Genomic DNA, 20834 nt, shown 5'->3' with positions numbered 1-20834 from the left:
GACGGGGCATGATTCATCCTCCCAAAAGAAGCGGAACCAAACCCAGGACGAATCAGCACAGAACCTGGAACGGTTCAAGGTGGAACGGCCGTATACCGTGCTGGCGGACTTCAACGAGTTCCTGTCCTCGGTCCGTATCGGTGTCAACACTCCGAGAACAAGCTCGATCTCGGCAGGCTCTGGATGAACATCCCTCTCAATACCTCGATCCAGAGGTGAGCCGGCCGCGGCGGCAGCGGCGTGTTCGCGACGTCACCAGGGCGATGACGTCAGAGGTGCGCGCGGCGAGTGTCTTCAGCCGTCACGTTCACTTGGTTGTGGGGTTGCACTCCGGGGGCTTCGGAATGTACGCCGAGCGTCTAGTGATGTGCTGAACGCGACCAAGTCGTCCTCGATGAGGAATCCTGCCATCGCGACTGTGCCGTCTTCACCGATTCGTATCTCGACCCGATTAGGCGTATCCGCGGGGTCGTAGTCAGCGTACCGGGACGTGAGGTTGATGAATCGCTGGTTCGTCGAGCCAACGAGGGCGCGTCGATCTTCTGGAAGGTCGGCGATGTAGGGCCCGTCGATAAGTAGGTCGACCGCGGCGATGAGCTCGGCGGCGTCACCGTCTTGTTCAAGAGACTCGCGCGTGTAGCCGGTGAAGCAGATGACGCCCAAACCAAGACGTCTTGCGCTGCGCGCGAGAGAAGCACATGCGGCCGCCTGGTCGAATGGCTCGCCACCGAGAATGGTGAGACCCTCGACTCCCGCTTCGAGGGCATCCAAGACGATCTTCTCAGGGTCGACGGAATTACCTCCGCGAGTGTTGAACAGATGCGGATTGATGCAACCATTGCAACGGATGCTGCACCCCTGCACCCAGATTGCCGTGCGTAGTCCGGGGCCCTCAGCTGAAACACCGTGGAGCACGCGGCTGACACGAAGCTGGAGATCAGAACTCAAGTCTGCGTCCGGTTGCCGGTGCCGAGGGCGCCGTGGCTTGCGGGACGGCGATGAGCCTGTCGTAGATGCTGGCGAGCACGTGTGGTTGAACATCAGCGGCAGTGACGAGATCTGCGGGGCTGGCGAAGCCACCGATGCGCTCACGGATGGCGATGATGCGGTCTGCCCAGGCAAGGTCGAGCCCCGGCAACGCAGCCAACTGGTCTCGAGTCGCGGTGTTGAGGTCTACCTGGGATGGTGTGGTAGCCGGGGCAGGGTGCGAGGCGCCCGAGGTTGTTCGGGCCGCAGGCGCCTGTTGTGCCGAAGCGGCGGTGTCGAGCTGCGGAGGAGTTGCGGGAACCGCTCGAGGAGTCAGGGAGGAGGCGCTCGTGGGAGGGGAAAGATGTAGCGCGTTATCCAAGGCTACCGTGGGAGATGAAAGCGCCGTGGGGATGGTCATGACGCTACTCTCGGCAGTTGCGGTAGCGGTGGCGTACCAGGGCCTCGCACGGACCCTACTGTGGTTGGCACGCCAAACGAGCCATTTTCGGTTGACGAACCACTGCGCGACAGCAGCGTTACCGATCCAGACGACTAGTAGCACGAGGAAGAGAATTGTGTTGTAGGTCGACCACGGCTGTGGGGTTACGTCCCCCTTCGCAAGGGTGTGGCCGACTGCTGCGCTTGCGGCCTGTTGGATCGAGGACATCATGATCATCGACGTCAAGCCGAAAGCGAAGAACGCGGCGGCTGTCACGATCCACTTCCAACTCCGTGCTTTTATCCCAATGATCAGGTAGCCCACCCATGCCGCCCACGCAAATGGAAACCAGCCCCAGAGCATCCAGATTCCATGGGCCATGCGCCACTTTCGGCTACACAGCAGTTCCTCGGGAGTGCTCATGCTCGGTCCTCCAGTCGCGAGTCGGCTTCCAGATTCAGTTTGGCACGCGGCACAGAACCCGAGAATTCAGGAGTCGGCTTTGAGTCGGCCACCTCCGCGTGAAGAATTTGGCGCAACTGGTCGATTGCGCTGAGGCAATTGGGCCCGGGCGTCCCGCTCGCCTCGGCATTGATTGTTCCGTCGGGAAGTATCGAGACCGTCAGCCTCCGAACCATTACTCCAGCTCCTCGAAGACGTAGTTGAGCGACCCGTCATCTTCGTACTGCTCAACCATCCGGAAGCCAAGTTGTTGCGCGCGCTCCACGACTAATGACGCCGTCTTTACCTGAGCGATGTGCCCGACCTCGGCGTCGAGTTCGCCAAGCATCGACTTCGTAGCGTTCTCGTCGCCATCTGCGCGTCCGAGGAACAAGTCGCCGACCTTCTGAAAGGTGACCGCGCCCCACTTGCCCGTGCCGGTGAGGCGATCAGCGGACTGCGTTGTCACGGTGATCCCGATGGCCGCTAGTGCCTCGATGAGAAGCGGCATCTGCATCACGCGGGTTGCTTTGCACTTCTCGCAGAGATCGATCGAACGCGACTCCTTCGCCCAGGTCGCGACGGCTCCGTATGCGGCGATACCGAGTGGTATCAGCAATACTTCGATACTCATGTCCGTGCCTTAAAACTCTATTGCGCGTCCGCCGCGCCACGATGAGACGTCGTTAGGATCACTCGGGGCGTCAGACTCATACTTGTCACGCGCGGCCTCGGAGGTCGCCGAGACTGCTCGTCGTCCGGCCCACTCCCTAATCCGCGTGATCTGCTCTGCTTGCGTCACTGATAGTGGAACCGTCTGACCGATCGTTCGGAGAATGTCCTCCTTGTTCACCGCGCGCCGTTCGGCGAACGCGTCGAAGCACCCACTTATGACGGCCTGGGCAATCTCAGCACCGGAGAAGCCCTCGCTCATCGCAGACAGCTCGGTGAGGATTGGCTTCGTGACGTCCAGCTCGCCGCCGGCCTTCGAAGGTGACGCGAGGTGTTTGCTGAGATGAAGGCCCCAGATCGATTCGCGCTCAGCTGCCGTCGGCAGGTCGACGAAGAAGATCTCGTCGAATCGTCCTTTGCGAAGAAACTCAGGAGGGAGTGCGTCGATCTTGTTTGCCGTCGCGATGACGAACACGGGACTTTTCTTCTCCTGCATCCAGGTGAGGAAAGTGCCGAACACTCGCGAACTCGTGCCTGAGTCGCCGCCTCCGCCGGACGAAGAGCCGAAGCCCTTTTCGATTTCGTCGATCCACAGAATTGAGGGGGCGACTGCCTCCGCCAGTTTCAGTGCATTTCGCATGTTCTGTTCACTCGAACCGACTAGACCAGAGAACACGCGGCCTACGTCGAGACGCAGCAGCGGAAGGCCCCATTGGGATGAGACTGCAGAGGCGGTGAGACTTTTTCCACAGCCGGGGACGCCTGTGATGAGCAGTCCCTTTGGAGCTGGGACCGTCCACTCCGCTGCTTCTGGTAACCATGCACCGTCACGCTTCAGTAACCAGTTCTTGAGGTTGTCGAGTCCGCCAATGTCTCCGAGGCCGCCGACCGGTGGAATGAATTCCAGCAGGCCCGACTTGCGGATGGTCTGACGCTTCTCTTCCAAAATTAGTGCGATGTCATCAGCGTTGAGGATCCGGTCAGAGACAATCGCGCGTGCGAACGCATTCTCCGCCTCTCCAAGCGTCAGACCCTGAGCGGCCTGGATCAGCCGTTGCCGGTCCGCATCACTGAGGTCGACATGGATTGCATCACGGTTGGCGGCGAGAAACGTGTCCAGTTCGTCGGATATTTCTGCACCGTTGGGAAGCGGGAGGTCGACGACGGTGACGACCTTCTCAAGATCGATGGGAAGGCTGAGACCTGGCGCTACCAGGATCAGCGTGTGTGCTACGGGGCCGCTCTTGAAAGCAGTTGCGACGTCAAGGATGGCTCGTACGAGTCCGGGTTCTGCAGGACGACCGTTTGCCCCGAGCTGGTGATGCGTGTCTTGGAACACGAAGATCGAAGGTTCAGTGACCTTCATCGCCTCAAGCAGTGCCTCTTCGGGTAGTACGCGGCTGCTCGGCGCACCGCCACGAAGGTGTAGACCGCTTGTGAGCGTGTACGTTCGCACGGCTCGACCTCGGGGGATGCTGCCCTCGGCGAGAATCCTGTCGACGGCGTCGAGAACGCGATCTGGCTCGGGCGTTTCAATCAATAGTACTGGGTTTCGAGCTCGGATCAACTCGGTCAAGGTCCGCTGGAAGCCGGAGAGCGCTGTCGAGGTCACCTGAAGCCTTCCTGCCGCAGTGGCGGACTTGAACTATTGGTGTGGTCAGTTTGCCACAGTCGGCAAAGCGCCCGGGGCCTACAAGTTTGATCCCGAGCGCGGACGTGACGCTTGAAATCAGAGGATGACGGTGGAGCGGCCGTGCACGATCACACGGTCCTCGGCGTGCCACTTCACGGCGCGCGCCAGCACGTAGCGCTCGACGTCGGCGCCGCGCTGCTGCAGGTCGGCGGCCGATTCGGCGTGCGTGACGCGGGTGACGTCCTGCTCGATGATGGGCCCCTCGTCCAAGTCGGCCGTGGCGTAGTGCGCGGTAGCGCCGATGAGCTTGACTCCGCGCTCCTTGGCGCGCGCATACGGATTGGCGCCCACGAAGGCCGGCAGGAACGAGTGGTGGATGTTGATCACCGGCACGCCGAGCCGCTCGATGAAGTCGTCGGTGAGGATCTGCATGTAGCGCGCCAGCACCACCAGGTCGACGTTGCCCTGCAGCAGCTCGAGCTGACGCTCCTCCATCTCGGCCTTGGCATCCTCGCCCGTGCCGCGGGGGATGTGCACGAACGGCACGCCGAACGAGCGCACCGGCTCGGCGAGGTCCGGGTGGTTGGAGATCACCATCTCCACGTCGATGTCCAGCTCACCGCGCTGGGTGCGCCACAGCAGCTCCATCAGGCAGTGGTCGTACTTCGAGACGAAGATCGCCACGCGCTTGCGTCTGGCAGTGTCATGCAGTGACCACTCCATGTCGAACCGGCCGGCCACCTCGGCGATCGACGCCTCCAACGCGGGCCGGTTCGCCTCGAATCCCTCCAGATGGAACACCGTGCGCTGGAAGAAGCGCCCGCCGTGCGCATCGGTGGAGTGCTGGGCCAGCGAGATGATGTTGGCTCCGTGCGATGCCAGCACCCCGGCGACGGCCGAGACGATCCCCGGCTGGTCGTCGCAGGCGATGAGAAGGCGCGCGGTGTCGGTCTGCAGCATGGAGGCTCCTAGGGTGTGTGCCTCGATTCTGCCCTTCCTGGCGGATGCGAGCCAATCGTTACCCTGGGAGCATGACCGTTCTCGCGCTGCTTGAGGACACGCGGCGTCGCCTTGCCGGCGCCCCGAAGGAGGGGCTGGGGATACTGCGCACCCCCCGCTGGCGCAAGGAGCGCATCGTGCGGGCGGGGGAGGCCTGGCACCTGGGCGTGCTGCTGCTCACGGATGACGGGGTGCTGGCCACGGGGGAGATCCTGCGTGCCTCTGAGGAGGTGCGCCGCGGGTACACGGCCATCGCCTCGCGGGCCAGGGCTGAGCGCCGCGCCGCGGCCTTCCGGGGCGGCTTCGCCGAGGGCGAGGTCGTGCACCTGGACTGGCAGGAGCTGGACGCCGCCGCGGTGGACGCGGGTGCGGCATCCGGCCCGCTGTTGCTGCACGGTGGTGAGCCGGCGGTGCTGTGGTCGCACACCGGGGTCCCGGTGCCGCTGGCGGGCTACCTGGACGAGAAGATCGCGCTGCTGCGGGGTTGATCAGCCGAGCAGCCCGGGGAATCGGCGCAGCAGGTCGGCGCCGTCGACAGACGATGCCAGCACCCGATCCGCGGTGGCCGTGTACGCGTCGGGGTCGAAGTAGCCGGACGCCCGGTACACCGCCATCCGATCGGCGAAGTCCTGCGGGGATGCCTCGGGATGGAACTGCGTGGCATACAGGTGGTCACCCACGCGGAACGCCTGCACGGGGCAGGCATCGTCGGTGGCCAGCAGCACGGCTCCGGGCGGGGGAGCCGCGGCCGACTCCTTGTGCGCGGTGAACACGGTGAACTCCGGGCCGCTCGGCCCGAACAGCGGATCGGCCGCCCCTTCGGCGGTGAGCCAGATGCGCGCGGCCTGCACACTCTCCGGATGATCCAGGGTGACCTCGCCGCCCAGCATCCGCGTCACCACGCCGATGCCGTAGCAGGTGAACAGCGCCGCCGCGGCGCCGGACAGGGCGCGGGCGGCGATGCGCTCCAGGTCGTGCTCCACATCCCGCTGCGTCTCGGACGGGTCGGCATCCGTCACGTTGAACGGCGATCCGCCGATCACGAACCCGCCGTACTGCTCCCACTCCACGGTCTGCAGCGACGCGTGCAGCAGATCGAGGCGGTGCAGGTTCGGGATGCCGAGATCGCGCGCGAACGAGCGGTGCTCGGCATCCGCAGCATCCCGCTCGGGACGCACGCAGACGTACAGCACCGAGGACATGCAGTGAGTCTATTCGGCGGATTTGCCCCGAACCGGGAATAGGGGACATCATGTGACGTTGAAGTTGACAGAAGTACGCTCAAGTTTGAGAGGAAACGATAATGGCCAACGACTTCAACGAGGCGGGCTCGGGATCGTTCGACGACTTCCTCGCCCGTTACCTCGCCGGCGAGCAGGGCCGTCAGGGACGCTCGATCGATCTCAGCCGGTTCCTCACCGCCCGCACCCAGGGCATCCTGCAGCGCGCGGGCCGCTTCGCGCTCGAGCGCGGCCAGACCGAGCTCGACGCGCTGCACATCCTCCGCATGATCGTCGAGGACGAGGGCGTCGCCCGCGTGATCCAGCGTCTGGGCATCGACCCCGCCGTCGTCGCGCAGGCCGCCGAGGCACGGCTGCCTGAGGCCCGCGACGCGGCCGACAGCGATGCCGCCAGCCTGACGCCCAGCGCCAGCCGGGCGCTGTTCCACGGCTACCAGGTCGCGCGCTCCTCCGGGTCGACGTACATCGACCCCGAGCACGTGTTCTTCGCCCTGGTGATCGGCCAGGACTCCGCCGCGGGCCAGGTGCTGGCTCGTGCCGGCGTCACCGCGGAGGGCGTCACGCAGGTGCTGCGCGGCGAGCCCGTACCCGCGGGCGTCCGCCCGCAGACCGAGGGCGCCGAGAACCCGGCATCCGAGACGCCGATGCTCGACAAGTACGGACTGGACCTCACCGCCCGCGCCCGCGAGGGCGCGCTGGATCCCGTGATCGGCCGCGAGACCGAGATCGAGCAGACCATCGAGATCCTCAGCCGCCGCACCAAGAACAACCCGGTGCTGATCGGCGAGGCCGGCGTCGGCAAGACCGCGATCGTCGAGGGCCTGGCCCGCGCGATCGTCGACGGTCAGGTACCCGCGCAGCTGAAGGGTCGCCGGGTGATCGCGCTCGACCTGCCCGGCATGCTCTCCGGCACCCGCTACCGGGGCGACTTCGAGGAGCGGATGACCAAGACCATGGATGAGATCGCTGCGCACAAGGGCGAGATCATCGTGTTCGTCGACGAGCTGCACACCGTCGTCGGCGCCGGGGGATCCGGCGAGAGCGGCGGCATGGACGCCGGCAACATCCTCAAGCCGCGCCTGGCGCGCGGTGACCTGCACCTGGTCGGCGCGACCACGCTCAACGAGTACCGCCGCATCGAGAAGGATGCTGCACTGGAGCGCCGGTTCCAGCCGGTGAAGGTCGCCGAGCCGTCCATCGAGGACGCCGTGCGGATCCTGCAGGGACTGAAGTCGGCATACCAGCAGCACCACGAGGTGACGTACACCGACGAGGCCCTTCGCGCCGCCGTCGAGCTCAGCGCGCGGTACCTGCCCGATCGGGTGCTGCCCGACAAGGCCATCGACCTGGTCGACCAGGCCGGCGCCCGGCTGCGCCTGCGGCTGGGAGTGGCGACCGACGTGGGCGCCCTGATGTCGGCCCTGGCCGACCTGGAGGCGCAGAAGAACGCCGCCGTCGGCGCCGAGCACTACGAGGAGGCGTCGCGCGTGCGCGACGAGATCGCCGCCGTGCAGGCGAAGATCGACGAGGCCGGCACGTCCGTCGGCACCCCGGTGGATGCCGTGGTCGACGAGGCGCAGATCGCCGCCGTGATCTCCCGCGCCACCGGCATCCCGGTCAGTCGCCTGACCGAGACCGAGCGGACTCGCCTCGGCGACCTGGAGCACGATCTGCACGCCCGCGTGATCGGGCAGGACGACGCCGTGGCGGCGGTCGCCCGGTCCGTGCGCCGCAGTCGTACCGGCATGGGCGATGCCCGTCGTCCGGTCGGATCGTTCCTGTTCCTCGGCCCCACCGGTGTCGGCAAGACCGAGTTGGCGAAGGCCCTGGCCGACCGCCTGTTCGACGACGAGAACGCCGTGATCCGCTTCGACATGAGCGAGTTCGGCGAGCGTCACACCGTGTCGCGCCTGGTCGGCGCCCCTCCGGGATACGTCGGCTACGACGAGGCCGGTCAGCTCACCGAGCGCGTGCGCCGCAACCCGTACTCGATCGTGCTGTTCGACGAGATCGAGAAGGCGCACCCCGACGTGTTCAACCTGCTGCTGCAGGTGCTCGACGACGGGCGCCTGACCGATGGTCAGGGCCGCACGGTCGACTTCCGCAACACGGTGATCGTGATGACCTCGAACCTCGGTTCGGAGTTCCTGGCCTCGCGGTCGGGCGCGCTGGGGTTCGTCGCGTCGCGCGATGCTTCGGGCTTCTCCTCGCAGGAGGACCTGAAGGCCCGGGTGATGGGCAAGCTGCGCGAAGCCATGCGGCCGGAGTTCCTGAACCGGATCGACGAGATCGTGATCTTCCAGAAGCTGTCCCGCACGGAGCTGGACGAGATCGTGCGGCTGATGCTGCGCGAGACGTCGGCCCGGCTGGCGGGTCGCGAAGTGTCGTTCGAGGCGACGGATGTCGCGGTCGCCTGGCTCGGCGAGCACGGCTACGAGCCCGAGTACGGCGCTCGTCCGCTGCGGCGGCTGATCCAGCGCGAGGTCGAGGATCGCATCGCCGATCTGTTCGTGGACGGCTCGCTGACTGACGGCGGTCGCGTGATCGTCGATGCCGCCGACGGCGCGCTCCTGGTCACGGCACCCGCCCCGCTGGCCGCCGCGGCCTGACCTTCGTGTGGCTCGAATGGCCGCCTCGCCGACAGTGAGGCGGCCATTCGCGACCCACGAGTCGGAGCGCGCTACCGCGACGAGTTCGCCGTGCGGCCCCGCACGATACCGACGAACGCCTCGACGTCGGGGGTGGTCGCGTCGCGCGGCCACGCCAGTACGACCGTGGAGATCGGACCGTCGGCGAGCGGCCGGTAGTCGGCATCCTTGCGCTTGTGCAGTCGCGCCAACGACATCGGAACGACCAGGATGCCCGTGCCCGAGGCGACCGTGGCCACGGCATCCTCCGTGGTCGGGATCGTCGGGAAGCTCGGCGCGACGGTCGGCAGATCCAGCGACCCCAGGACGTCGTCGCCGGGCGTGATGAGCACCTCGCCGGTCAGGTCGCCGGCGGTCAGCTCGTCAACCGCCATCAGGTGCGAGTCCTTCGCGGCGACGACCACTGGCACCTCGTCGTACAGCGGGATCACGTGCAGATCGCCCGGGCGCTCCAGGGGCAGGCGCACCAGCGCCAGGTCCACATCATCGATGCCCTCGCGCTGCTCGGCGAAGCTCAGCGGCACGAGTTCGAGCTCGACGTGCGGCATCCGCTCCTTCCAGATGTCGATCCACTTGCCGGGCGTCGTGCCGGGCACCAGCCCCAGGCGCAGGACGCGCGGTTCTTCGGGGGTTGGGAGCGGCGCCTGCTTCTTGACGGGCTTGCGATGCACCGGCTTCTGCTGCGTCTGCTTCTTCGACGCCGGCCTGCCGGGGCGCGGGCGTGCGGGGCGGCGCCGGGCGTTCTTCATGGGGTTCAGCGTATCGGCGCCGGGTTCGGGAGCGCTGAGAACCGGAAGGCAGCTGAGAACCGGAAGGAATCCGCCCGAATCGTCCGGTTCTGGGACGTCTTCCGATTCTCGGATGCCGGTGAGTAGAGCGGATGCCGGTGAGCGGAGCGGATGCCGGTGAGCGGAGCGGATGCGGCGGAGCGGGCGCGCTGGGAGCCTCAGCCCGCGCGGCGGATGGCCACGCAGCACTGTCCCGCGTGAGGCTCACCGCTGGCACGCAGGTGCGGGCAGTCCAAGCCCTCGAGGATGCCGCCGATCAGCGACAGGTTGGCCGAGCACACCAGGTCGGTGTGCTCGCGGGCCAGGGAGTCGAAGGGGCAGTTGGCGAGCGTGAGCGCGCCGTCCTGCTCGTGCGGCTCGAAGCCCTGCGCGGCCAGCACCGCGGCCACGCGGCCCAGGTCGTCGGGTTCGGTCTCCGCAGGAGCGGATGCCGCGATCTCGTGCCCCTCGTCGCGCGCGACCTCGGCGACCGCATCGTTCAGGGACGTGCCGCCTTCGCCGGCGCGCTCGATGGCGCCTGCCAGCAGATGGCCCACGAGGTCGTAGCGGCGCTCTGGGAGCGACACGGAGATGGTGGTCGCTGCCCGGTGGTACAGCTTGGACGGACGGCCCGCTCCGGGGCCGGTGCGGCCGGACAGCCGGCGGAACTCGGTCTCCAGCAGACCCGCGTCGACGAGCTTGTCCAGGTGGAAGCGCGCCATGTTGGGGGAGATCCCCACGGCCTTGGCCGCCTCCTCGCGACTGACGGGCTCGGTCTGCTGGGAGACGTGCTCGTACAGCGCTCGCCGGGTGTCGTCGGCGAGCGCTCCGATGCTCGATGCCTGTGCGGTGATGTCCATGATCAACCTTCTAAAAGAAGAACGTCTTGCATTTAGAACTGGATGCTTCTATGTTCAATAGTAACTTCTTTTAGAAAGGATGGCTCGGAGATGAGCACGCGGAGTGAGGCACGACCAGTGGTGACGCAGAATTATCAGCATCTCGCGTTCCTGCTGCTGAGGACGGTCTTCATCGTGGCGCCGATTCTGTTCGGCCTCGACAAGTACGTCAGGGTACTGACGTCCGACTGGGAGCGGTATCTGGCTCCGTGGATGCATGAGATGGTCGGCATGAGCGCTCCCACGATGATGCTCATCGTGGGAGCCATCGAGATCATCGCCGGCATCCTGGTCGCCATCGCCCCGCGCCTGGGCGGCCTGGTGGTGGCTGTGTGGCTACTGGGCATCATCGTCAGCCTGGTCAGCGTCGGCGGCTACCTCGACATCGCCCTGCGCGACTTCGGGCTGCTGGTTGCGGCCCTGGCGCTCTTCCTGCTCGCCACCGGCGAGGGGTACGGCTGGCTGCGACGCCGCAGCTGACAGAGCTCCGCGCGGGGGCGCGGAGCGCGCATGGGGACACGCGCAAGGAACGGCGGTGGTTCAGGTGCTCTGACCACCGCCGTTCTGCATGCTCGGGCAGGTTCCGACAACCGCGGTGCCCGATTCGTGGCGCTGCGGGCCCGTGACCGATAGCATCCGAACATGTCGGGGCGAGCGTGGATCGTGATCGGCGCGATCATCGCCGTGATCGTGGCGGTGGGAGCAGTCGGCGGGATGCTGAGCCTGAGACCGGATGCCGGTGACGCCGCACCCACGGCATCCGCGCCGTCGGCGAGTCCGACGGCGGAAGAATCCTTCGCACCGTTGACGGTCGCGCAGGAGTTGGCGGTCGATGCGGCGCGCTCGTCCCTGGGGTCGCTCGGTGTCTCCCGCAGGGGGCTGGTGCAGCAGCTCGTCGAGGTCGGCTACTCCACTGAGGATGCCGAACTCGCGGTCGACCGCATCGACGCGCACTGGAAGAATGAGGCCGCAACGGCCGCGAACAGGCACCTCAACACCGGCTCGTTCACTTCGAGCGAGCTGCGCAATCAACTCTCGTTCGAGGGCTTCGCCGAGCTGGAGATCGACTACGCGCTCGCCGCGGTGGGCCGCTGACTCACCTGCTCTGACGGATCAGGCCGCCAGCCACAGCCCCTTCGGGTCGGTGGCGATGCGCAGCCCCGCGGCCACGGTCTCGTCGTCGCCGATGCGGGCGCCGCGGGCGATGCGCGCCCCCGGCCCGATGTCGGTGCGGACGCCGATGTGCGCGCCGTCGCCGATCACGGCCCCCTGGCCGATGTGCGCATGCGCGTCGATGTAGGCGTTCTCGCCCACCACGGCATCCGAATCGACCCACGCGCCGCGGACGATGCGCGCGCCGGCGCCGATCTTCGCCCCGGGTTCGACATAGGCCCCGGCTTCGATGAGTGCCTTGGGGTTCACCTTCGCGCCGTGCGCGACAAGGCCACGACCGTTGGCGTGCTTGCGATAACGCAACGTGGAGCCCTGGTCGTCCTCGATGTCGATGTAGTTCTTGCCCACGATTCCTCCCGTGTCCGGAGACCTCCGGATATAGCTACAACCACGGGACGGGGGATTTCATTCCCCCTGTGGAAAGGATGCCCTAACCTGTCTCACCGCTGGCAGCTCGGGCACCAGAACGTGACGCGCTCGAGGGTGGGATCCGCGCCCAGCGAGCCGGTCCGGATCGGCGTTCCGCAGCGCCGGCAGGGGCGGTTCGCGCGCCCGTGCACCCAGTCCGTGAAGCCGCGCCGGGCGTCGCCGGTGAAGGTGCGGTCGATGCGGTCGCGGTTGGCGCGGATGGTGCGCGCACCGAGGTCGATGAGGGCTGCCACGTCGACCTCTGGGGCAGGCGTGGTCGGCAGGATTCCGCGCAGGAACAGCAGTTCGGCGGCGTACTCGTTGCCGAAGCCTGCGACGTTGCGCTGATCGAGCAGGGCGACATGGATGCTGCGGGTGTCGGCGCTCAGGCGGCGCACCGCCTCGGCGGGATCCCACTCGTCGGAGAGCGGATCCGGACCGAGATGACCCACCAGTTCGTGCTCGTCGCGGGTGGCGACGATCTTGATCTCCGCGATGTCGACTCCGACCGCATCCCGAGCCTGCGTGCCGACGATCGCGCGCGTCCTGAACGCCGGGTGCCGCCACCGCTCGCCCGGACGGTACAGGCGCCACGAGCCGTCCATGCGCAGATGGGAATGCAGCGTGCGCGTGCCGATGCGCATGAGGATGTGCTTGCCGCGCGGCACCACCTCGTGCACGGTCTCGCCGGTCAGATCGACCGTTGCGGCCTGTGGCACGCGCAGCTCGAAGCGGGTCACCACGTGGCCGCGCAGCGCCTGATCCAGCCGTCGGGCGGCCTGGAAGACCGTGTCGCCCTCAGGCACGGGCGACTCCGTTCCCGAGAAGGTCGCGGGCCAGCAGCGTGGAGCCTGCGACGGCGGTCGGCATGATGATCACCGCTCCCAACGGCACCATGAAGCACAGCTGCGCCGCGACGCCGAAGCCCAGCATCCGACTCCTCCGCGACGCGAGCATCCGCGAACGCGTGCGGCTGTCGATGTCGCGCGCATTCAGCGCGCGGCCGGTGAGCTCGCGCGCCAGGAGCCGTCCGGTCAGCAGCAGGCTGATCACCGTGGCCAGGGGAGCGCCGACCAGCGGGATGAAGCCGAGGATCAGAGCGATGAGGGCCACGAGGATGCCCCGCAGTACCAGCCGGATGCTCTCGCCCAGCGCCACGCGCAGACCGCCGTCTCCGGCGGGGACGTCCCCGCCGAGGTCGTTCTCGACGGCCCGCCAGATGCGCTGGTAGAACGGGTCGCCGATCAGCAGGGCGAGAGCGGTGAAGACGACGCTTGCCAGCGCGGCTGAGCTGACGACGATCACGATCCCGATGGCGATGCGCAGGGCGGTCGCCCAGCCCGCGTTCCAGGAGTCCGCGAAAGGTGTGATCCAGGTCGTGATCGGTCCGAGCGACGCCCACAGCGGAATGAGCACGGCCGCCAGCAGCACCAGCACGATGAAGCCGGGGAGCAGACCGAGCAGCATGAGCCGCGGCATCCGTCGCCAGTACCCGAAGCCGCGCCCCAGGAATCGGATGCCGGTGAGGAACTCGCTGATCACCTGGCCAGACTAGGGCACACGCAGATGCCCAGCTCGATCCGAACCCAAGAACAGCAACCCGTCTATGTATCAAAAATGATACAGTTATTTCATGGATGATGAGCTGTCGGAGCACGTCGCACCCTCCTCGAAGGATCTGCCCGCGGGGCTCGAGGAGGTGTTGGACTCTGCTGCAAGACTTCAACAGCTTGTGCCGGATGCCGTGCTCGTCGGTGGATCCGCAGCCGCGCTCTATGCGCATCACCGCATGTCCACCGATCACGATCATGTGCTTACGGACCTGCGTGATCGGTTCGACCTCGTGCTCGACGCATTGGAACGCGAGCAGGACTTCATTCTCAACCGTGCTGTTCCGGGGAAGATCATCCTGGGGGAGCTGGGCGGAATCGAGGCGGGTGTCCGGCAGCTGATCCGGCTCCGCCCGCTTGAGGTGCAGCAGGTGACGCTCCCGTCGGGCGGAGCGGTGACTGTGCCGACACTCGAGGAGACCGCTCGCATCAAGGGGTACCTCATCGTCAAGCGCAATCAGATGCGCGACTACCTTGATGTCGCAGCACTTTCGGGCAGGTTCGGAACCGCGTACATCGGTCGCGTTCTCGCGCGCATCGACGACTACTACACGGATGAGAAGCACGCGGAGGATCGACCGGTGCGAGCTCAGCTGTCACGTCAGCTAGTGGAGCCTTCGCCGAAAGATCGTGCACACCTCGTGGATCTGCCCCGATACAAGGGCTTGGAGCTGCGGTGGCACCGTTGGGAGGACGTCGTCGCGGAGTGTCGTCGGCTGGCTGGATCGATGAACTGAAAAGGAGTGCAGGATGCCGTTGCGATTCCGCAATCTCGACGTGACGCCGGATGACCCTGTGGCACTCTGGGGCTTCGAGGGGATGCTGGCAGCCATCGACCGCGGCTATTCGAAGGATTGGCGCAAGCTCGTCGACGCGGTCGTCGCTGAGCCGACGCTGAGGCGCGTGCTCGATGAGGCGCGCGATGCCGCCGAGTCGCGATCCACTGTGGCGCTTCTCGATGAGATGCTCTCGCACGCACTGCGCACGCCGGCGCAGATCGCGCTCGACCAGCTGCAGGATGCGTTCCGTGGGACCCGGATGACGCAGGGGGAGCTTGCTGCGGAACTCGGCACGTCACGCACGCGCCTGAACTCCTACCTGACCGGCAAGGTCACGCCCTCGATGGACGTGCTCGTGGCCGTGGAGCAGATCGCTGACCGCTACCGGGTTCCGGCTCGGTCGAAGAATCTGATCCTGGAGTGGGCGTGAGTGGCCGGAAGTGGTGGTCGGACGACGAGTGGGCTGCGCTCGTCGGCGTGGCGACCTGCGGGACGCGTGCTGCGGGCGGCGTGGAACGCAGAGGCGTGAGCGTCAGCTGCTGAGTCCCCCGGCGGCGTGCCGCCGTGCGGTCGCGGCGATCTCGGCATCCACGAGGTCGCCGATGTCGTAGTGCCGGATGAGCGCGAAGGTGTTGTGCAGAAGGTCTTCGATCTCCGACGCCAGGTGGGCAGGATCCGCCGGTCCGTGCTTCGCGGTCTTCGCGCCGTGGTCCTCCAGATGGGCGATCTCAGCGGCTACCTCGCCCAGCTCCTCCGTGAGGCGGGCAAGGATGCGCAAGGGGGAGTCTCCGTTCGGGAACGCGCGTGCGTAGCCGTCGGCGATCCGCAGCAGGTCGTCAGCGGTGGTCTTCATCCGGTCAGCCAATCACACGGCGTCGGGTCAGTAGTGGTACCGCGCCTGCAGGATGGTCACCGACTGATCGTCGGCGATGTACACGAGGCGGTTCGCCTCGTCGATCCTCCGTGACCACGCACCGGCGAGAGCATGCTTCAGCGGCTCGGGCTTGCCGACGCCATCGAACGGGTCGTCGCGGAGCACGTCCGCTATCAGCAGGTTGATGCGCTTCAAGGTACGCCGGTCCTGCGTCTGCCAGTAGACGTAGTCCTCCCACCCTTCGGCGGTCCAGGTGAGGAGGCGCTCCGTCATTCGTCGGTGAGGTCGTGCTCGACGATGTCTCCCTCACGCGCGTGCTCCAGCGCGGACAGCAGTCGGCGGGCGTTCTTGGGTGAGCGCAGGAGGTAGCTCGTCTCGACGAGGGAGTCGTACTCGTCCTTCGACATGAGCACGGCGGAACCGCGCTTCGACATGATCTCCACCTCGGTCTGGTCGAGATTCACTCGCTCGACGAGGCCGAAGAGATCTCGCCGAGCTTCGCTGGCGGTGATGGCCATCGGATCCTCCTCACTTGTACCTGATATCGTACCACTTCTCGTCGCACGTGGGATCGGCTCACACGGACTTGCGCAGGGCGTAGCCGCGCGGTGTGGGCCTGAAGCCTGCGTCCTGAAGCGCCAGCGCGAACGGGGTGCCGTAGACGCCCGCGCCGTTGATCTTCTCGACCGTCAGCGTTTCCAGTCGCCTCGCCTTGGAGGTCGCGACCAAGTCGGATGCTGCGGCGCGCAGCACCTCGGGGTCGTCGTCGAACGCCAGCACGGTGCGGCCGCCGCGCTCCAGGTACAGCACGAGCGATCCGTCGACGAGCACGACCAGCCCGCCGGCCTTGCGGCCCGGCCGGTGCGAGACCTCGTCGAGCCGCGGCCAGGCCAGCGCCGCGCCGTAGGGGTTGGCGGGGTCGGTCGCGGCCAGCGTCACCGCATTGAGCGGGGGAGGGTCGGCCAACCCTGCGAAGGTGCGCAGCCGGTCGACCGTGGTGGATGCCGCGAACTGCGCCGCCCCGAGCCTCTCGATCACATACCCTCTGCGGCAGTGCCCGGCCTCCTCGAAGCCGGCCAGCACCCGGTACGCCTGGGCGAACCCGCCCGGCACGCCCTCAGCCTGCACGGCGCCGCGGGTGACGACGCCGTATCGGTCGAGCAGCAGGCCCGCCGTCACGGTCGCGCGGCGTGCGGCATCCGGATCGGTCTCCGGCAGCACCGCCCACCGCCCGCCCAGCCCCGCCGCGTGCGGGCGCGATGCCGGCCTGGCCAGCGAGATGCCGCGGTACGTGCGAGTGCGCGGCGCGCGGCGGGTGATCTTGTGCGCCTGCGAGCCGCCGGCCAGCAGCGCGCGCACGGGCGAGAACGTGTCGTTCGTGACGTGCCCCTGCCAGGTCAGCGTCCACAGCGCGTCGAGCACGGACTGCTCGTTCTCGGCGTCCGTCATGGCTTTGACCGCACCCGCGAAGGAGGCGCCGCTCAGCCGCAGCACGTCGAGTATCCGCTCCTCCAGTGATCCGGGCGAGGGGGAGTCCTCGGGGATGGGGAGGGTGAACGGCGCGAGATCTGCCGGATGCAGCGACACCCAGCCGTCGCGACCCGGCAGGGCGCCGTGGCCTGCCCACACCACCTCGCCGGCGGCGGTCAGCTCATCCAGCAGCGCCGGAGCGTAGTCGCGCACGCGGCTGGGAAGCACGAGCGACTCCCAGGCGCTGGCGGGGATCGGCACTCCGGCGAACTGCTCGATCACGCTCAGCACACCGTCGACGCCCTCCAGCGGGCGGGTCAGATGCTGCCAGTCCGGCAGGAACCGGGCATATGCACGCGGACTGACCGGCTCCACACTGCCGCGGATGGCCGCCAGCGACCGCATCCGCAGCCTGCGCAGCACCTCGGCGTCGCACCACTCCTTCGCGCCGGAAGGGTCGGCGTCGTCCGCAGGCAGGAAGAACCCGCTGTTCAGGCGACCTGCGGATTCCAGCCGCTGCAGCGTGTGCCTGGCGACGGCCGCGCCGATCCCGAAGCGGGCGGCCACGGCATCCGTCGTGAACGGACCGTGCGTGCGCGCATGCCGCGAGACGAGATCGCCGAGCGGGTCGGCGACGGGCTCGAGGAACGCGACCGGGATGCCGGTGGGCAACGCCGCTCCGAGCGCGTCGCGCAGTCGCCCGGCGTCCTCGATCACGGCGAACCGGGCGTGCCCGGCGATGGTCACCGGGATCGCGCGGCGGGCGGCGACGAGCTCGGCGAGATGAGCGGATGCCTCGTCCGTGGTCGCTGGGGCGGCAGGAGGCGCTTGGTCTCGCTCCGCTCGCTCAACGACCGGGGAAGCGGCGGTGAGTCGTGCCGCGACCTCCTCGGCATCCAGCGGCCCCAGCATGCGCAGCAGGTCGGCCACGCCCTCCAGACCTCGGGCGCGACGCTGCGGGTCGAGCCGCTGCACCTCCAGCTCGAACTGCGCGATGACGTCAGGGTCGAGCAGCTCGCGCATCTCGACGGTGCCCAGCAGTTCGCCCAGCAGCGCAGGGTCCACCGACAGCGCGGCCGCGCGGCGCTCGGCCAGCGGGGAGTCGCCCTCGTACATGAACGCGCCCACGTAGCCGAACAGCAGGTCGCGGGCGTACGGCGAGGGCTGCGCGGGCTCGGTCTCGACCAGCCGGATGCGGCGCTCGGAGATGTCGGTGATCAGACGGCGCAGCGACGGCAGGTCGTAGACGTCCTGCAGCACCTCGCGCAGAGTCTCCAGGATCACCGGGAACGTCGGATGCCGGCGGGCGACCTCCAACAGCTGCGCCGAGCGCTGGCGCTGCTGCCACAGCGGGGTGCGCTTGTTGGGGTTCATCCGCGGCATCAGCAGCGCACGGGCCGCGCACTCGCGGAACCGTGAGGCGAACAGCGCCGAACCGCCGACCTCGGCCGTGACGATCTGCTCGAGCTCGTCGGCGTCGAAGACGAAGAGGTCCGCACCGGGCGGCTCGGCGTCGGCATCCGGGATGCGCACGATGATGCCGTCGTCGCTGGCGACGGCCGAGCCCTCCACGCCGAGCCGCTCGCGCACCCGCGAGTTCAGGGCGAGCGCCCACGGCGCGTGCACCTTCATGCCGTAAGGGGAATGCAGGATCAGTCGCCAGTCGCCGACCTCGTCGTGGCCGCGCTCGACGGTGAGCGTGCGATCGGTGGGCAGGGTGCCGGTGGCCTCGCGCTGCTCGGTCAGGTAACCCAGCAGATTGTCACGGGCCTTCTCGTCCAGGCCCGCGTCGATCAGCCGCTGCTGCGCCTTGGCGGGTGCAGCGGTGGACACCTCGCGCGAGAACCGGCCCAGCGCCTCGCCCAGTTCGAACGGACGTCCGATGCCGTCGCCGTGCCAGAACGGCACCTTGCCGGGCTGGCCGTAGGCGGGCAGCACGTTCACGCGGTCGTGCGTGATCTCGGCGATGCGCCAGCTGGTGGTGCCCAACGTGAACACGTCGCCCACGCGCGATTCGTACACCATCTCCTCGTCGAGTTCGCCGACGCGGCGGCCGGGTCCGTCGCCGGCGACGAACACGCCGAACAGCCCGCGGTCGGGGATGGTGCCGCCGCTGGTCACCGCGATGCGCTGCGCGCCGGGCCGGCCGGTCAGAGTGCCGGCATCCCGATCCCACACCACCCGCGGCCGGAGCTCGGCGAACTCGTCGGACGGGTACTTGCCGGCCAGCAGGTCCAGCGTCGCCTCGTACGCCGAGCGCGGCAGGGTCTGGAACGGGGCGCTGCGGCGCACGGTCTCGTACCACTCCTCGACCGAGAGCGGATCCAGCGCGCAGGCGGCGACGGTCTGCTGCGCAAGGATGTCCAGCGGGTTGCGCGGCACGGCGATGGCCTCGATCTGCCCCTTCAGCATCCGCTCGGTGACGATGGCCGTGTGCAGCACGTCGCCGCGATGCTTGGGGAAGAGCGAGGCGCGGCTGACCTCGCCGACCTGGTGACCGGCGCGGCCGACGCGCTGCAGACCGGATGCCGCCGACGGCGGCGCCTCGACCTGGATCACGAGGTCCACCGCTCCCATGTCGATGCCGAGCTCCAGGCTGCTGGTGGCGACCACGCAGCGCAGGATGCCGGATTTCAGCTCCTCCTCGACGACGGCGCGCTGCTCCTTCGACACCGAGCCGTGGTGGGCCTTGGCCAGCACGGGCTCGCTGCCGGGCGCCGCAGGCTCGGTCTCGCCGCGCATGATCGCCAGCCGCGCCTCGTAGATCTCATTGAGCCGCCCGGTGAGCCGTTCGGCGAGGCGTCGGGAGTTGGCGAACACGATGGTCGAGCGGTTCTCGAGCACCTTGTCGACGATGGCCTCCTCCACGTGCGGCCAGACCGAGCCCGTGACCTCGGTGTATTCGGCATCCGCCGCTTCGGTGGGTGTCGGCGTGCCGGGAGGCGGGGGAGGGTTGCGCATGTCGTCGATGGGCACAACCACGCCCAGCTCGAACGTCTTCATGGCGCGCGGCGCGACGATGTCGACCGGCGCGGATCCCCCCAGGAACCGGGCCACCTCGTCGATCGGGCGCACGGTCGCGGACAGGCCGATGCGCTGGGCGGGGCCCTCGGCACCGCGCGCCTTGCGCAGGGCGTCGAGCCGCTCCAGACTCACCGCCAGGTGCGCGCCGCGCTTGGTCGCCGCCACCGCGTGCACCTCGTCGATGATCACCGTGTGCACGCCGCGCAGCGTCTCGCCGGCGCGGCTGGTGAGCATGAGGTACAGCGATTCGGGAGTGGTGATGAGGATGTCGGGCGGGTCGCTGACCAGCCTGCGACGATCTGCCGCCGGGGTGTCGCCGGAGCGGACGCCGACGGTCACCTCGGGCACCGGCAGACCGAGCCGGCGGGCGGACTGGCCGATGCCGATCAGCGGGGAGCGCAGGTTGCGCTCGACGTCGACGCCCAGCGCCTTCAGCGGGGATATGTAGAGGATGCGGGTGCGCGGCGTGCCGTCGGAGGGCTCTTCGGATGCCGGGTTCGCCCGCTCCCGGAACACGCTGTCGATGGCCCACAGGAACGCGGAGAGCGTCTTGCCCGAGCCCGTCGGCGCGACCACGAGCGCGTTGTGGCCCGCGGAGATCGCCTCCCAGGCGCCGGCCTGGGCGGCCGTCGGCGCGTCGAACGCCCCGCGGAACCAGTCCTGGGTGGCGGGGGTGAATCGCTCGAGCACGTCGCGCACCCCTCCATCATGCGGCAGACGTCCGACATCGCTCCTCGCGGGACCTCCTGATCGGCGTCACGGAGTTTGAGCGGAAGGCCTCGGAACTG

23 protein-coding genes are annotated in these 20834 nt (G+C 67.9%); 7 read left to right on the top strand and 16 right to left on the bottom strand.

The annotated features are described in order from the left end of the window. Positions 1-187: hypothetical protein (locus Q0568_RS10210; protein WP_298866007.1), on the top strand; the 187-nt coding region annotated here is incomplete at its 5' end. Positions 188-294: 107 nt separating this feature from the next. Here the strand turns inward: Q0568_RS10210 and Q0568_RS10205 are convergent. The 6 genes from Q0568_RS10205 to purU all read right to left on the bottom strand — a co-directional run bounded on the left by Q0568_RS10205 (position 295) and on the right by purU (position 5114). Beyond that, the gene (locus tag Q0568_RS10205; protein WP_298866005.1) at positions 295-1041 is read right to left on the bottom strand and encodes a 4Fe-4S single cluster domain-containing protein; all 747 of its coding nucleotides are present in this window, start codon (positions 1039-1041) and stop codon (positions 295-297) included. Continuing rightward, positions 938-1831, bottom strand: a complete 894-nt coding sequence (locus tag Q0568_RS10200) for a helix-hairpin-helix domain-containing protein (RefSeq protein ID WP_298866003.1) — start codon at positions 1829-1831, stop codon at positions 938-940. Before Q0568_RS10200 ends, Q0568_RS10205 begins: the two co-directional genes overlap by 104 nt. Then, entirely contained in the window at positions 1828-2046 is a 219-nt protein-coding gene (locus Q0568_RS17215) for a DUF2997 domain-containing protein (RefSeq protein WP_366941390.1), read from the bottom strand. Before Q0568_RS17215 ends, Q0568_RS10200 begins: the two co-directional genes overlap by 4 nt. Then, a complete protein-coding gene (locus Q0568_RS10195; RefSeq protein ID WP_298866001.1) occupies positions 2046-2483 on the bottom strand; it encodes a hypothetical protein in 438 nt (145 codons plus the stop codon). The genes Q0568_RS17215 and Q0568_RS10195 overlap by 1 nt, the downstream gene beginning before the upstream one ends. A gap of 9 nt (positions 2484-2492) precedes the next feature. After that, entirely contained in the window at positions 2493-4133 is a 1641-nt protein-coding gene (locus tag Q0568_RS10190) for an AAA family ATPase (RefSeq protein WP_298866000.1), read from the bottom strand. A gap of 117 nt (positions 4134-4250) precedes the next feature. Continuing rightward, positions 4251-5114, bottom strand: coding sequence for a formyltetrahydrofolate deformylase (gene purU, locus Q0568_RS10185; protein ID WP_298865999.1), 864 nt, complete (start codon positions 5112-5114; stop codon positions 4251-4253). Between the two features lie 71 nt (positions 5115-5185). Between purU and Q0568_RS10180 the strand changes: the two genes are divergently transcribed. After that, a complete protein-coding gene (locus Q0568_RS10180) occupies positions 5186-5641 on the top strand; it encodes a glutaminase (protein ID WP_298865996.1) in 456 nt (151 codons plus the stop codon). On the opposite strand, the gene Q0568_RS10175 is transcribed toward Q0568_RS10180, so the two are convergent. Beyond that, positions 5642-6355: a GMP synthase gene (locus tag Q0568_RS10175; protein ID WP_298865994.1), complete on the bottom strand. Its 714-nt coding sequence runs from the start codon at positions 6353-6355 to the stop codon at positions 5642-5644. Between the two features lie 101 nt (positions 6356-6456). On the opposite strand from Q0568_RS10175, the gene Q0568_RS10170 reads away from it, so the two are divergent. Beyond that, a complete protein-coding gene (locus tag Q0568_RS10170; RefSeq protein WP_298865992.1) occupies positions 6457-9003 on the top strand; it encodes an ATP-dependent Clp protease ATP-binding subunit in 2547 nt (848 codons plus the stop codon). Between the two features lie 71 nt (positions 9004-9074). Here Q0568_RS10170 and Q0568_RS10165 read toward each other — a convergent pair whose 3' ends face one another. Together Q0568_RS10165 and Q0568_RS10160 are read right to left on the bottom strand one after the other, a co-directional pair. Continuing rightward, entirely contained in the window at positions 9075-9791 is a 717-nt protein-coding gene (locus Q0568_RS10165; RefSeq protein WP_298865990.1) for a LysR family substrate-binding domain-containing protein, read from the bottom strand. 197 nt (positions 9792-9988) lie between these two features. Further along, complete coding sequence (locus tag Q0568_RS10160; protein WP_298865988.1) at positions 9989-10669, bottom strand: helix-turn-helix domain-containing protein; 681 nt, start codon at positions 10667-10669, stop codon at positions 9989-9991. 90 nt (positions 10670-10759) lie between these two features. Here Q0568_RS10160 and Q0568_RS10155 point away from each other — a divergent pair, with 90 nt between their 5' ends. After that, positions 10760-11188, top strand: coding sequence for a hypothetical protein (locus Q0568_RS10155; protein WP_298865986.1), 429 nt, complete (start codon positions 10760-10762; stop codon positions 11186-11188). 162 nt (positions 11189-11350) lie between these two features. Next, entirely contained in the window at positions 11351-11803 is a 453-nt protein-coding gene (locus Q0568_RS10150; protein WP_298865984.1) for an Ltp family lipoprotein, read from the top strand. An 18-nt stretch (positions 11804-11821) separates the two neighbouring features. Here Q0568_RS10150 and Q0568_RS10145 read toward each other — a convergent pair whose 3' ends face one another. From Q0568_RS10145 to Q0568_RS10135, 3 genes are all read right to left on the bottom strand, one after another. Continuing rightward, positions 11822-12229 carry a transferase gene (locus tag Q0568_RS10145; protein WP_298865982.1) on the bottom strand — a complete coding sequence of 136 codons (408 nt, stop codon included), beginning with the start codon at positions 12227-12229 and terminating at the stop codon, positions 11822-11824. 92 nt (positions 12230-12321) lie between these two features. Continuing rightward, entirely contained in the window at positions 12322-13095 is a 774-nt protein-coding gene (locus tag Q0568_RS10140) for a DNA-formamidopyrimidine glycosylase family protein (protein WP_298865981.1), read from the bottom strand. Further along, complete coding sequence (locus Q0568_RS10135) at positions 13088-13831, bottom strand: EI24 domain-containing protein (protein WP_298865979.1); 744 nt, start codon at positions 13829-13831, stop codon at positions 13088-13090. The genes Q0568_RS10140 and Q0568_RS10135 overlap by 8 nt, the downstream gene beginning before the upstream one ends. Positions 13832-13922: 91 nt before the next feature. On the opposite strand from Q0568_RS10135, the gene Q0568_RS10130 reads away from it, so the two are divergent. Continuing rightward, on the top strand, positions 13923-14636 hold the full coding sequence (locus Q0568_RS10130) for a hypothetical protein (protein WP_298865976.1): 714 nt from the start codon (positions 13923-13925) through the stop codon (positions 14634-14636). A 13-nt stretch (positions 14637-14649) separates the two neighbouring features. Next, positions 14650-15108 carry a helix-turn-helix transcriptional regulator gene (locus Q0568_RS10125; RefSeq protein WP_298865973.1) on the top strand — a complete coding sequence of 153 codons (459 nt, stop codon included), beginning with the start codon at positions 14650-14652 and terminating at the stop codon, positions 15106-15108. Positions 15109-15210: 102 nt separating this feature from the next. On the opposite strand, the gene Q0568_RS10120 is transcribed toward Q0568_RS10125, so the two are convergent. From Q0568_RS10120 to Q0568_RS10105, 4 genes are read right to left on the bottom strand one after another with little or no spacing between them, the layout of a single operon-like run. After that, entirely contained in the window at positions 15211-15531 is a 321-nt protein-coding gene (locus tag Q0568_RS10120) for a MazG-like family protein (RefSeq protein ID WP_298865971.1), read from the bottom strand. Positions 15532-15558: 27 nt separating this feature from the next. Continuing rightward, entirely contained in the window at positions 15559-15825 is a 267-nt protein-coding gene (locus Q0568_RS10115) for a Txe/YoeB family addiction module toxin (protein WP_298865969.1), read from the bottom strand. Continuing rightward, positions 15822-16070: a type II toxin-antitoxin system Phd/YefM family antitoxin gene (locus Q0568_RS10110; RefSeq protein ID WP_298865967.1), complete on the bottom strand. Its 249-nt coding sequence runs from the start codon at positions 16068-16070 to the stop codon at positions 15822-15824. Before Q0568_RS10110 ends, Q0568_RS10115 begins: the two co-directional genes overlap by 4 nt. A gap of 58 nt (positions 16071-16128) precedes the next feature. Continuing rightward, the gene (locus Q0568_RS10105; RefSeq protein WP_298865965.1) at positions 16129-20745 is read right to left on the bottom strand and encodes an ATP-dependent helicase; all 4617 of its coding nucleotides are present in this window, start codon (positions 20743-20745) and stop codon (positions 16129-16131) included. Positions 20746-20834: the final 89 nt, after the last annotated feature.

This window comes from uncultured Microbacterium sp., assembly GCF_937927635.1.
In the GTDB taxonomy this organism is placed as follows: domain Bacteria; phylum Actinomycetota; class Actinomycetes; order Actinomycetales; family Microbacteriaceae; genus Microbacterium.
This window is presented reverse-complemented; position numbering and strand designations above follow the sequence as displayed.